Origin of the sequence: Luteimonas sp. YGD11-2, from assembly GCF_004118975.1 — a bacterium.
In the GTDB taxonomy this organism is placed as follows: Bacteria; Pseudomonadota; Gammaproteobacteria; order Xanthomonadales; family Xanthomonadaceae; genus Luteimonas; species Luteimonas muca.
The window spans coordinates 2,223,118-2,234,908 of record NZ_CP035376.1; the positions used below are offsets into that span (position 1 = coordinate 2,223,118).

Sequence of the window (11,791 nt, forward strand, 5' to 3'; positions counted from 1 at the left end):
CGAATAAAGCGGATCGCGGGCCCCGGCTCGCACCGGAGCCCGGGAAGTCAGAACGCGTTGATGCCGGTCAGCTCGCGGCCCACCACCAGCTGGTGCACGGTCTCGGTGCCCTCGTAGGTGATCACCGACTCGAGGTTGAGCGCGTGGCGGATCGGCGAATGCTCGGTGGTGATGCCGGCGCCGCCGAGCAGGTCGCGCGCTTCGCGGGCGATGTCGATGGCCATGCGGCAGTTGTTCCACTTCGCAAGCGACACCTGGGTCGGCTGCATCTTCCCGGCATCCTTGAGGCGACCGAGCTGCAGGCTCAGGAGCTGTGCGCTGGTGATGCGCCGCGCCCAGTCGGCCATCTTGATCTGCGCGCTCTGGGTGGCCGCGACCGGGCGGCCGAACAGCATCCGCTCCTTGGAATAGTTCAGTGCCTCGTCGAGGCAGGCAATCGCCGCGCCGATCGGGCCCCAGGTGATGCCGTAACGCGCCTGGGTCAGGCAGCCGAGCGGACCCTTGAGGCCCTTGACGTTCGGCAGGCGGTTGGCGTCCGGCACGCGCACGTTGTCGAAGAACAGCGCGCTGGTCACCGAGGCGCGCAGGCTCATCTTGTGCTTGACCTCCTGCGCGGTGAAGCCGGCGAAATCCTTCTCCACCACGAAGCCCTGGATGCCGTCATCCGTCTGCGCCCAGACGATGGCGATGTCGGCGAGGTTGCCGTTGGTGATCCACATCTTCGAGCCGTTGATCACCCAGTCCGCGCCGTCCTTCTTCGCATGGGTCTTCATGTTGGCCGGGTCGGAGCCGCCGTGCGGCTCGGTCAGGCCGAAGCAGCCGATGGTCTCGCCGCGCGCCATCGACGGCAGCCAGCGCATCTTCTGCTCTTCGGTGCCGTAGGCGTAGATCGGGTACATGCACAGCGAGGACTGCACGCTGGCGAAGCTGCGCAGGCCGGAATCGCCGCGTTCGAGCTCCTGGCAGATCAGCCCGTAGCCGACGTAGTTGAGTTCCGCGCCGCCGTACTGGCTGGGAAGGGTCGCGCCCAGCAGGCCGAGGCCGGCGATCTCCGGGATCAGCTCCTTCGGGAAGCGGCCTTCGTCGAAGCACTCGCCGATGATCGGCAGCACGCGCTCGTCGGTGAAGCGCGCCACGGCGTCCTGGACGGCCTGTTCCTCCTCGGTCAGGAGCGAGCGGATGTCGTAGAGATCGTAGGGATTGAGGGCCATGGCGTTCGCGCGTGCGGAAAGCCGCGATTGTATCGCCCCGGCTGCGCGGGGCCATGGCCTGCTGACCTGTGCCGGATCCTTCGTCGGCGGAAGGCTGCACATGCCAACGGGGGGATCCTCTTCCCCCGGGGGCTTGCGCGGTCGGAGCCTGGAGCCGTCGGACGCATTGCGGGCGCATCAGGTGGATTACGCACGCGTCGACAGACGAATCACCTGAAAGGCACGAAGGCGTTGGCTGGCACGCGTGGCCCGCCACGGCCACAGGGGGATGCCCAGCCGGATATCTCCGCGTCCTGCTAACACATCCGGCCGCCGGCCATCCATGGCCGGCTCTGGACATCCCCCTGCGTCCGCGGCGGGCCCCGAGCCGTCACCGCGTCCGGGAGAAGATCAAGAGCGAGGATCGTCAGACAGTCATGGCAATAAAGGGCTTCGGCTGAGCCACTGTCGATCTCCGTGCCCGAACGGACGGACGCACGAGAGTGGTCGGTTGCAGACTTCGTCGGCTTCGGCTCTCCGTCGCCGAAGCCGACGAACGTCGAAGCCCGTCGCGTGCACCGGGGGGTGTGCGCACAGCCGGCCATGGATGGCCGGCGGCCGGCCGTGGCAGCTGGACGCGGACTCCGGCCGGGGCAGCACACCCCCCGTGTGCGCGACGGGCAACGCGGAGTCACCAGGAAGCAGCTTACAGGCGCAAAAACAGTCAGCTCGCGCCGTTGCCGTCGAGTTCGACGCAGGAAAAAGGGCCGGACATGGTCCGACCCTTTGACGTCACTTCAGGCAACCGGGCACGCGCCCGGCGCCTGGTTACTGCAGCCGCGCGTCGTCGTCGACAGCGGCGGTCTGGGTCACCACCTGGCCATCGAGTACCGGCAGGCGCTCGCCTGCGGGACGCTGCTCCATGCGCACGGTGCGCTCGCGCCCGTCGAAGCGGTAGGTCACGTCGTACGCCACCGGCACGTCCTCGGCGCCCAAGCGGATGCGCTCGCCAGGCTTGCTGTCGGTGCGCAGCGTGCCGGTGCTGCCGTCCGGGTTGCGGTAGGTCACGTCATAGGCGACCACCCGCGACGACTGCGAGGAGTCCTGCACGGTGCGGCACTGGCGGTCCACGCGTTCCACCACGCGGCCACCGACGTGGTTGCGGTCGACCCGGTTGCCGATGAAGCCACCTGCGGTCGCACCGGCGGCGGTGGCCAGCTTGCGGCCGTTGCCGCCGCCGACCTGGTTGCCGACCAGGCCACCGATCACCGCGCCCGCGACGGTACCGCCGACGTTGCCGTCGCGCTCGGGCAGGCGCTCCTGTACCACCACCTCCTCGCACACCTCGCGCGGCGTGGTGCTGGTGGTGGTCTCGTGGATCGGCGCGCTGCCGATCACGCTTGCGTAGAGGTCGCGGCGTTCGGTGATCGGCTCCACTTGCACCACGTCCGCGTATTCGACGCGGCCGCCCACCGGGATGGCGTCATCGGCCAGCGGCTGCTCGCCTTCGACCGCCTCGAACACGCCCGACGACGTACCGGTGGCCGGCACCTCGTCGCGGTTGCTCTGGAAGGCTGCGACAGCGACACCGCCGACCAGCAGCGATGCCAGGGCGATGGCGAGGGTGTTGTTCTTCATGGGTCTCTCTCCTTGCTCGCATGTCGCGAGGTGTCGCGAAGCGTTGAGCCGGATTCGAGCATTTCCTTCCTGAATGGATGCCGCGGAGAAAACGCTTACTCCTGTCAACGCCTGAACGCCGCGTTGAACCGTGCGTGCTAGCGTGACGACGAGCCGCCCAGACCCGCCACACGGAGTCCTCCAATGCGCTACCTGCTGCTCGGCCCGATGCTGCGCTGGCTCGGACGCCTGAGCTATCCACGCCTGTTCGCGGTCACCGCCGCGCTGTTCGCATTGACCCTGGTGGTGCCCGACCCGATCCCGCTGGTGGACGAACTGCTGCTCGGCCTCGGCACGCTGTTGCTGGCGCGGGTGAAGCGCAACGATGCCCCGGCATCCGATGGCCGGCCGCCGATCGACGGCCAGGCACGTCGCCAGCGCTGAGCACGTTCGCGTGATGCTGGTCGACACCCACTGCCACCTGGATGCCAGCGAGTTCGACGGCGACCGCGAGGCCGTCATCGCCCGTGCCCGCGAGGCCGGGGTGACCCGTCAGATCCTGCCGGGCACCCACGCCGACGAGTGGACGCTGCTGCGTGACGCCTGCCGGCTCGACCCGGGCCTGTACGCGGCCTACGGAATGCATCCCACCTTCCTCGAGCACCACGACGACGCGCATCTCGACCTGCTCGACGAATGGGTGCGCCGCGAACGACCGGTGGCGATCGGCGAATGCGGTCTCGACTACTACGTCGAAGGCCTCGACCTGGAGGCCCAGCAGCGCTGGTTCGACGGCCATCTGGAACTCGCGCGCGCGACCGGCCTGCCGCTGATCGTGCATGCGCGGCGCGCGGTGGATGCGGTGATCCAGTCGATCCGGCGCGTCGGCAAGGTGCATGGGGTGGTGCACAGCTTTGCCGGCAGCGAGGAACAGGCGCGCCAGCTGCACCAGCTGGGTTTCCTGATCGGAATCGGCGGACCGGTCACCTACGAGCGCGCCAAACGCATGCACCGGGTGGTGGCTGCAGTGCCGCTGGAGCAGCTGCTGCTGGAAACCGATGCGCCGGACCAGCCCGACAGCGGCCACCGCGGCCAGCGCAACGAGCCGGCGCGCCTGACCCGCGTCTGCGACGTGGTGGCCGGACTGCGCGGGATGTCACCCGGGGATCTGGCGGAAGCGACCACCCGCAATGCCTGCAGGCTGTTCGGCCTGCCGCAATAACTGCAGGCGGCGACCTGCCCGGCCTCAGGCCGCGTCGCGCGCCTTTTCCGCACGCGCCAGCAGCATCGCGATCGCCTTGCCTGCGGCGGCGAACGCGAACGTGCCGGTGATGTGGGTGGCGGCGCCGAGACCGGCCCCGCAATCGAGCTTCAGCGACGCTTCGCCATCGACCTTGGGGCGCAGCCCGCAGACACTGCCGTCGGCCTGCGGATAGCGCACGTTCTCCAGCGAGTACACCGCCGGCACCCCGAAGTAGCGCTTCGGCCCCTTCGGGAAGTTGAACTCGCCACGCAGCTTCTTGCGCACCAGCGCGAGCATCGCATCGTGCTCGGTGCGCGACAGGTCGCGGATGCGTACCAGCGTGGGATCGATGCGGCCGCCGGCCGAGCCGACCGTCAGGATCGGCTGCTTGCGGCGCCGGCACCAGGCGATCGCTTCGACCTTGGCGCGGAAGCTGTCGAACGCATCCACCACCAGGTCATAGCCGGGGCCGAGCAGTGCGTCGAGGTTGCCGGGGGTGAGGTAGCTGGCGACCGCGGCCACCTCGATCGCCGGGTTGATCGCACGGCAGCGCTCGGCCATCGCCTCGGCCTTGCCGCGGCCGTACTGGCCCGCGATCGCCGGCAGCTGGCGGTTGGTGTTGGACACGCACAGGTCGTCCGCGTCGATCAGCGTCAGCCTGCCCACGCCGCTGCGCGCCAGCGCTTCGACGGTCCACGAGCCGACCCCGCCGAGGCCGATCACGGCCACGTGCGTACGCGCGAGCGTGGCGAGCGCGCCCTCGCCATAGAGGCGGTCGATGCCGCGGAAACGGTCGGTCCAGGTGCTGTCCATGGCCGATATTCTAGTGCGCCCGCCACGCTGCGCCGGCACGGGCGCGTGCTATGGTCCGCCCGCCCCGCCACGGAGACCGCGATGTCCACGCCAGCCGACAAGCCCGCGCCCCGCCAGCCGTCCGCGCGGGTCTCCGCCGCGCAGCGCTACCTGTTCCTGTTCGTGCTGGGCCTGGTGGTGGGCGTGGTGGCCACGGTCATGCTGATGCGCGCGTTGCAGGCACGCGCCGACCACTTCCCGTCGAGCGTGATGCACGTGCAGCAGTGGCATCTCGACCAGCTGCGCACCAAGGTCGAACAGAACCGCTGCGAGGCCACGGACACCCTGCCCCACCTGCGCACGTTGCGGGTGATGGCGGACGACCTCGAGCCCGCCTTCGCGGACCTGCGCGACGACAGGCGCTTCTCCGCGGCCGCCAGCCAGATGCGCCGCACCCTCGATGCCAGCCTGGCGTCGCCACCGATCAATTGCGGCACGCTGGGCACCGCGACGCGCGACATCGGCAACACCTGCCGCGCCTGCCACCAGGATTTCCGCGGCTGACCGCCACGCGCGGATGAACCCTGGCCCGGTGGTCGACGACCGGGACGCTCCGGCCCATGCGGGTTGTCGGCCTGTTCACGGCGGCACTTCTACTTTCGCTGCGTGCGCGCCCTGTCGCGCATCACCTTCCGAAGCGGAGAGATGCCATGAAGACCCCGTTGCTCCTCACCACTGCCGCAGCCGCCGCCCTGGCCCTCGCGGGCTGCGCCACCTCACCGGGCTACGGCTCCGGCGGGTACGGCTCGGGCAGCAGCTACGGCGGCTACAACAGCGCCAACTGCCGCGACTGCGGCACCGTGACGCGGATCGAACGCCGTCCCGACAGCAGCCCCAACGTCGCCGGCCCGCTGATCGGCGGCATCGTCGGCGCTGCCGCCGGGCGCGAGATCGCACGACGCAACAGCGACAGTGACGGCCGCCGCAACGTGGCCACCGGCGCAGGCGCGGTGGCGGGTGCCGTTGCCGGCAACGCGATCCAGAACCGCACCGGCAGCGGCAACTTCTACGACGTCCACGTGCGCCTCAACGACGGCCGCACCGTGGTGATGGTGCAGGAGGATGTCAGCGGGCTGCGGGAAGGTTCGTCCGTGCAGGTCCGCGACGGACGTGCCTGGGCGCTGTAAGTTCCTCAGGCACCCATAGAAAAACCCGGCCAATGGCCGGGTTTTTCTTGTCACTCAGTTGGCCGCTCAGGCTTCCTGCACCGCATCCGCCTGCAGGCCCTTCTGGCCCTGGACGACGGTGAAGCTCACCCGCTGGCCTTCCTTGAGGCTCTTGAACCCCTGCATCTGGATCGCGCGGAAGTGCACGAACACGTCCTCGCCACTCTCGCGACTGATGAAGCCGAACCCCTTCGCGTCGTTGAACCACTTCACGGTACCCGTCTCACGATCTGCCATTACGCTTGCTCCCTCGAACGGACTGCCTGGACCTCATTGATGGGTACGCCGTCGCCGGCGGCTGGTTGCAAGGGGGAAGCGCAGAGCGTTCGATGTAGCGGACCGGTGGAACCACGCGGGTGCATCCAACACGAATCGACTGCATCCGGGCCACGTTTCACGGTGACCTTGACAAACACAGCGCGGCCAACTTATCGCGGGTTCAGGGAGAATGCAATCCGCTTCCCGGGCCCGTCCCGCGCACCCTCCGCCTCCCTTTTCCGGACCTGCCATGCAGACCGAACCGTTGTTCTACGCCCTTGCCATCCTGCTCGTCGTGGTCGGCCTGCTGGGGACCGTGCTGCCGGCCATCCCCGGCATCCCTCTGATCTTCGCCGGCATGCTGCTCGCGGCCTGGGCCGATGGCTTCGTGCATGTCGGCGGGCTGACGCTGGGGCTGCTCGCGCTTCTGACGGTGCTGTCGCTGCTGGTGGACTTCTGGGCCACCGCGATGGGCGCCAGGCGCGTGGGTGCCAGTCGCAAGGCCCTGGCCGGCGCGGTCGTCGGCACCTTCGTCGGCATCTTCTTCGGTATCCCGGGCATCTTCGTCGGCCCGTTCGCCGGCGCGATGGCGGGTGAGCTCTGGCATCGCCGCCGGATCGGTGCGACCGACCTCGGGGCCGCCACCCGGGTCGGCGTCGGCACATGGGTCGGCGTGGTGGTCGCGGTCGCGTTGAAACTGATGCTGGCCTTCGCAATGATCGGCGTGTTCGCGCTGTCCTGGTGGACCACGCGCTGACGACATCGCGCACGGTCCAATCCTCCGCTTTATCCAACCCCCACGAGATCCATATGCCCCGATCCCTCGCGCCGAGCCTGCTCGCCGCCGCCATTGCGCTCGCGTTCGCACCCGTTGCCCTCGCCCAGCAGGTCCTCCAGCCAGCCGACACCAGCGCGTGCGTGGGGCTGGAAAACGACGCGCAGCGCCTGCAGTGCTATGACACCGCCGCCGGCCGCATGCAGCAGGGTCCGCAGCAGGCCGACGTCGCGGCCGCCGTCGCCCGTGCCAGCGTCGAGGCCGATGCCGGGGTCGATGCCGAAGCACTCGATGCGGTGCAGCCCGCCGGCGAGATGTTCCGGGTCGGGGCGGACAGCCAGCGCCTGGATGCCATCGCCAACGTCGGCAAGGGCTCGCTGCTGGATACGCGCTGGGAGCTGGCGCGCGACTCCAAGCTCGGGCTGTTCAACTTCCGCGTCTACAAGCCGCTCTACCTGCTGCCGGCATTCTGGACCAGCGACATCAACAACATGCCGTCCTCGCCCAATCCGGACAACATCGTCGACACGCCGCAGTCGCTCGACAGCCTGGAGGCCAAGTTCCAGATCAGCTTCAAGACCAAGGCGCTCGAGAACCTGTTCGGCGACAACGGCGACGTGTGGATGGGCTATACCCAGAGCTCGCGCTGGCAGATCTACAACACCGACGAGTCGCGTCCGTTCCGCGAGACCAACTACGAGCCGGAAGTGCTGCTGGTCTTCCGCAACGGCTACAGCCTGCCGGGCGGCTGGCACGGGCGGATGAGCGCGATCGGCATCAACCACCAGTCCAACGGCCGTGGCGATCCGCTGTCGCGCAGCTGGAACCGGCTGATGTTCAACTTCGGCTTCGACCGTGAGAACTGGGCGCTGGTGGCGCGGCCGTGGGTGCACCTCAAGGACGGCAGCGACGACGACAACCCCGACATCGCCGACTACATGGGCCGCGGCGACCTCACCCTGATGCACGTGCGCGGCGACCATCGCTTCACGGTGATGGGCCGCCATTCGCTGCGCGGCGGCGACGAGTCGCGCGGTGCGCTGCAGGTCGACTGGGGCTTCCCGATCCACCCGGACTTCCGCAATTTCCGCGGCCACCTGCAGGTGTTCCACGGCTATGGCGAAAGCCTGATCGACTACAACCACAAGGCCACCTACATCGGCCTGGGCATCTCGCTGCAGGACTGGCTGTAACCGTTCACCCGCGGCGCAGCAACGCGACCGCGGGGCATCGACGTTCATGGCAGCGCCCTGTGGGAAGGCGGGAACGGATCTCTTCCCATCGAGATCGCCGCCAGTGGGTCCGGGCGGCCCGCCGTGGCCCCAAGGGAACGTCCAGAGCCGGCCATCACAAAAAAGCCCCGCACCGGGCGGGGCTTCGAGGTCACCGTGGTCCGTGGCTCACGCGACCGGGGCCACGCCCGTCGCCTGGGCGCCCTTGGGGCCCTGGGTCACTTCGTAGCTCACGCGCTGGCCTTCCTGCAGGCTACGGAAGCCCTTCGAATCGATGGCCGAATAATGGACGAATACGTCCGAACCGCCGTCTTCCGGGGCGATGAAGCCGAAACCCTTGGCGTCGTTGAACCACTTCACTGTGCCGTATTGCATAACCCTTCCACCTTCGTCTGGATTCGATAGCGCACGCCAATCGGCGCACGGGGCCGAGTATCGAAGCAAACGGTCGCGGTTTGCAATCTCAGGACGTCAGGAAGCGACGCAGGATGGCGGGTATGGACGCGGACACCGCGGCAACGTTGTCCAGCACTTCCTGGAACGTGATCTCCTCCGCATCCGCGCAGCCCGCGGCCCAGTTGGCGACGATCGCCAGGCATGCGTATTCCAGCCCGAGTTCGCGTGCCAGCGCCGCCTCCGGCATGCCGGTCATGCCGACCAGGTCGCAACCGTCGCGGCGCAGGCGCGCGATCTCCGCCTTCGTTTCCAGCCGTGGACCCTGGGTGGCGCCGTAGCAGCCGCCATCGACGACGTCGACGCCGGCCGCACGCGCGGCATCCAGCAACTGCGTGCGCAGTGTCGGGGTGTAGGGATCGCCGAAATCCACGTGCAGGACGTCGGTGCCCTCCTCCTCGCAGAAGGTGGAAACCCGCCCCCAGGTGTAATCGATGAGCTGGTCCGGGCAGGCGAGCACGCGCGGGCCGAAGCGTCCGGTGATGCCGCCCACGGTATTGAGCGCGATCACCCGGCGCGCGCCGAGCGCCTGCAGCGCGGCGAGGTTGGCGCGGTAGTTGATGCGGTGCGGTGGCACCGAGTGGCCTTCGCCGTGGCGCGCCAGGAAGGCGACACGCAGGCCTTCCAGCGTGCCGACGCGCACCGGCCCCGACAGCGCGCCATAGCGCGTCGGCGGCTGGTGGGTATCCACGTTGTCGAGTTCGGCGATGCGGTAGAGGCCGGTGCCGCCGATGACGGCCAGGTCGATGTTGATCATCGCGGTTCCTGTGGACGTGCCAGGTTCAAGACATGCCGGGGATCACTCGGCGAGCGCGTAGATCGCCGGCAGGTTGCGGCCCTGCTCGTGGAAATCCATGCCATAGCCGAACACGTAACGGTCCGGCACCTCGACGCCGATGTAGTCGGCGACGATGCCCTCGACGCGACGGTCGTGCTGCTTGTCGGCCAGCACCGCCACGCGCACGTCGGTGGCGTTCTGGTCCTCGCACCAGCGGGTGACCGCATGCAGCGTGTGGCCCTCGTCGAGGATGTCGTCGACCAGCAGCACGCGGCGGTCGCGCATCGGGGTCGCCGGCCGGTGCAGCCATGCCAGCCCCGAACCGCGGGTCTGGCCGCGATAGCGGGTGGCGTGCAGGTATTCGAACTCGACGTCCAGCCCGCGTTCGCCGAGCGCGAAGGCAAGCTGGGTCGCGAACGGCATGCCGCCATGCATGATGGTGACGAACAGCGGCGGCACCGCGTCCGCGGCGTAATCGGCGTGGATGGCATCGGCCATGCGCGCGATCGCGGCATCGAGCGTGGCGCGGTCGTGCAGGCACTCCGCGCCCACGAGCGCGTCGGCAAGTCTGGGCGTCATGCGATGAAGCCTCCCGGGATGGCGCCGCGCGCGGCGTTGTAGCGCTGGTCGGCGAGCAGGCCATCCCAGCCGAGCGCGCCGCGGCCGATCAGGCCGGTCAGCGCCATCGTGTTGAGCGCACGGCCTTCCACCGCCGCAAGCGACTCGGCCACCAGCTCCGGATGGCAGACCAGCACCACGTCGCAACCGGCATCGAGGTGCGCATCGATCCGCGCCCTGACACCACCCACGCCGTGCGCCGCGGCCATGCCGATGTCGTCGGAGAACACCACGCCGCGGAAGCCCATCTCTTCGCGCAGGATCCCGTTGATCCAGCGGCTGGAATAGCCGGCCGGCTCCGGGGCCACCTGCGGATACACCACGTGCGCCAGCATCACCGCGTCGGCGCCGGCATCGATGCCGGCAACGAACGGCACGAGGTCATGCGCACGGATCTCGTCGAGCGCGCGGTCGTCGACGGCGTTGTCGAAATGGGTGTCCTCGCGCACCGAACCGTGCCCGGGGAAGTGCTTGAGGGTGGCGGCCATGCCGGCATCGTGCATGCCTTCGACGTAGGCGCGGGTGAGCGCGGCGACGACCTCCGGATCGGCATCAAAGGCACGGTCGCCGATGGCGAGGTTGCCACGGTGCAGGTCCACCACGGGGGCGAAGCTCAGGTCGACGCCGGTGGCGCGCACCTCGGTGGCCATCAACCAGGCGTGCTCGCGCGCGGCGGCCAGTGCGCCCTCGCGGTCATCGCGGTAGCGCGCACCGAAGGTTTCCAGCGGCGGCAGCGCGGCATAGCCGTCGCGGAAGCGCTGGACGCGACCCCCTTCCTGGTCCACGCAGACCAGCTGCGGCCGCGGCGCGGCTTCGCGGATCGCCTGCGACAGCTCCGACACCTGCGCGCGCGAGGCGAAGTTGCGGGTGAACAGGATCACGCCGGCGCAGGCATCATGCTGCAGCCAGTCGCGTTCCTGGGCGGTGAGTTCGGTGCCGGCGACGCCGATCACGAGCATGCGGGGGTCTCCATCGGCACAGGTCGTGCCTGCCCGGCATTGTCGCAGAACCGCACCGCGGCTTGCGGGTGCGCCCGCTGCGCGGCGCTACAGCGTTCGGCAATCACATCCCGGGATTCCGTCAAACCCGGCGTGGCCGCTCAACGACCGGAGCGTTCGTCCCCGCTCCATTCGCGGTACGGACGATCCGCCAATGCGAGGTTGTAGTAGCGCTGCAGATCGGTGACCTCGTCGCCCAGCCAGTCCGGTCGTTCGAAGGCTTCGTGCTCGTCGGCGAGTTCGATCTCGGCGACCACCAGCCCTGCGTTGTCGCCGTCGAACTCGTCGATCTCCCACAGATGCGCGCCGTGGCGCACCAGGTGGCGGCGCTTTTCGATCCGGCCGCCCACGCACAGCGCCAGCAGCGCGCGCGCATCGTCGACCGGCAGCGGGTATTCGAATTCCTGGCGGCGCAGCCCGACTTCGCGCGACTTGATGTTGAGGAAGGCCAGGTCGTCCTGCAGCCGCACCCGCACCGAAGCGCGCTGCGCGCCACTGTCGAGCGAGGAGGCATCGTTGAGATAGCCCTGCGCCATCACCACGGTGCGCTCGACCGCATCGCGCCAGCACCCGTCGCGAAGCAGGAACTTGCGTTCGATCTCAACGCCCAT

15 protein-coding genes are annotated in these 11,791 nt (G+C 68.9%); 6 read left to right on the plus strand and 9 right to left on the minus strand.

Annotated elements, in window-relative coordinates:
* Nucleotides 1–47: 47 nt before the first annotated feature.
* Both ERL55_RS10075 and ERL55_RS10080 read right to left on the minus strand, forming a co-directional pair.
* A complete protein-coding gene (locus ERL55_RS10075) occupies nt 48–1,211 on the minus strand; it encodes an acyl-CoA dehydrogenase family protein (protein ID WP_129136309.1) in 1,164 nt (387 codons plus the stop codon).
* An 807-nt stretch (nt 1,212–2,018) separates the two neighbouring features.
* Nucleotides 2,019–2,828 carry a glycine zipper 2TM domain-containing protein gene (locus ERL55_RS10080; protein WP_129136310.1) on the minus strand — a complete coding sequence of 270 codons (810 nt, stop codon included), beginning with the start codon at nt 2,826–2,828 and terminating at the stop codon, nt 2,019–2,021.
* Between the two features lie 183 nt (nt 2,829–3,011).
* Between ERL55_RS10080 and ERL55_RS10085 the strand changes: the two genes are divergently transcribed.
* Both ERL55_RS10085 and ERL55_RS10090 read left to right on the plus strand, forming a co-directional pair.
* Nucleotides 3,012–3,251, plus strand: a complete 240-nt coding sequence (locus ERL55_RS10085; RefSeq protein WP_129136311.1) for a DUF6116 family protein — start codon at nt 3,012–3,014, stop codon at nt 3,249–3,251.
* A gap of 13 nt (nt 3,252–3,264) precedes the next feature.
* Nucleotides 3,265–4,029 (plus strand): TatD family hydrolase, encoded by a 765-nt coding sequence (locus ERL55_RS10090; RefSeq protein WP_206733411.1) that lies wholly within the window; start codon nt 3,265–3,267, stop codon nt 4,027–4,029.
* Between the two features lie 24 nt (nt 4,030–4,053).
* On the opposite strand, the gene ERL55_RS10095 is transcribed toward ERL55_RS10090, so the two are convergent.
* On the minus strand, nt 4,054–4,863 hold the full coding sequence (locus tag ERL55_RS10095; protein ID WP_129136313.1) for a tRNA threonylcarbamoyladenosine dehydratase: 810 nt from the start codon (nt 4,861–4,863) through the stop codon (nt 4,054–4,056).
* Between the two features lie 81 nt (nt 4,864–4,944).
* Between ERL55_RS10095 and ERL55_RS10100 the strand changes: the two genes are divergently transcribed.
* Together ERL55_RS10100 and ERL55_RS10105 are read left to right on the plus strand one after the other, a co-directional pair.
* Complete coding sequence (locus ERL55_RS10100; RefSeq protein WP_129136314.1) at nt 4,945–5,406, plus strand: hypothetical protein; 462 nt, start codon at nt 4,945–4,947, stop codon at nt 5,404–5,406.
* Between the two features lie 146 nt (nt 5,407–5,552).
* Nucleotides 5,553–6,029 (plus strand): glycine zipper 2TM domain-containing protein, encoded by a 477-nt coding sequence (locus ERL55_RS10105; RefSeq protein ID WP_129136315.1) that lies wholly within the window; start codon nt 5,553–5,555, stop codon nt 6,027–6,029.
* A 66-nt stretch (nt 6,030–6,095) separates the two neighbouring features.
* Here ERL55_RS10105 and ERL55_RS10110 read toward each other — a convergent pair whose 3' ends face one another.
* Complete coding sequence (locus ERL55_RS10110; RefSeq protein ID WP_129136316.1) at nt 6,096–6,305, minus strand: cold-shock protein; 210 nt, start codon at nt 6,303–6,305, stop codon at nt 6,096–6,098.
* A 271-nt stretch (nt 6,306–6,576) separates the two neighbouring features.
* Between ERL55_RS10110 and ERL55_RS10115 the strand changes: the two genes are divergently transcribed.
* Nucleotides 6,577–7,083 carry a DUF456 domain-containing protein gene (locus ERL55_RS10115; RefSeq protein WP_129136317.1) on the plus strand — a complete coding sequence of 169 codons (507 nt, stop codon included), beginning with the start codon at nt 6,577–6,579 and terminating at the stop codon, nt 7,081–7,083.
* Between the two features lie 53 nt (nt 7,084–7,136).
* Entirely contained in the window at nt 7,137–8,294 is a 1,158-nt protein-coding gene (locus tag ERL55_RS10120; RefSeq protein WP_129136318.1) for a phospholipase A, read from the plus strand.
* Between the two features lie 207 nt (nt 8,295–8,501).
* On the opposite strand, the gene ERL55_RS10125 is transcribed toward ERL55_RS10120, so the two are convergent.
* From ERL55_RS10125 to ERL55_RS10145, 5 genes are all read right to left on the minus strand, one after another.
* Nucleotides 8,502–8,708, minus strand: coding sequence for a cold-shock protein (locus ERL55_RS10125; protein WP_100322260.1), 207 nt, complete (start codon nt 8,706–8,708; stop codon nt 8,502–8,504).
* Between the two features lie 88 nt (nt 8,709–8,796).
* A complete protein-coding gene (locus ERL55_RS10130; protein ID WP_129136319.1) occupies nt 8,797–9,543 on the minus strand; it encodes an S-methyl-5'-thioinosine phosphorylase in 747 nt (248 codons plus the stop codon).
* Between the two features lie 42 nt (nt 9,544–9,585).
* Complete coding sequence (locus ERL55_RS10135) at nt 9,586–10,143, minus strand: hypoxanthine-guanine phosphoribosyltransferase (RefSeq protein WP_129136320.1); 558 nt, start codon at nt 10,141–10,143, stop codon at nt 9,586–9,588.
* Complete coding sequence (nagZ, locus tag ERL55_RS10140) at nt 10,140–11,141, minus strand: beta-N-acetylhexosaminidase (RefSeq protein ID WP_129136321.1); 1,002 nt, start codon at nt 11,139–11,141, stop codon at nt 10,140–10,142. The genes ERL55_RS10135 and nagZ overlap by 4 nt, the downstream gene beginning before the upstream one ends.
* A gap of 140 nt (nt 11,142–11,281) precedes the next feature.
* Entirely contained in the window at nt 11,282–11,791 is a 510-nt protein-coding gene (locus ERL55_RS10145) for a CYTH domain-containing protein (RefSeq protein WP_129136322.1), read from the minus strand.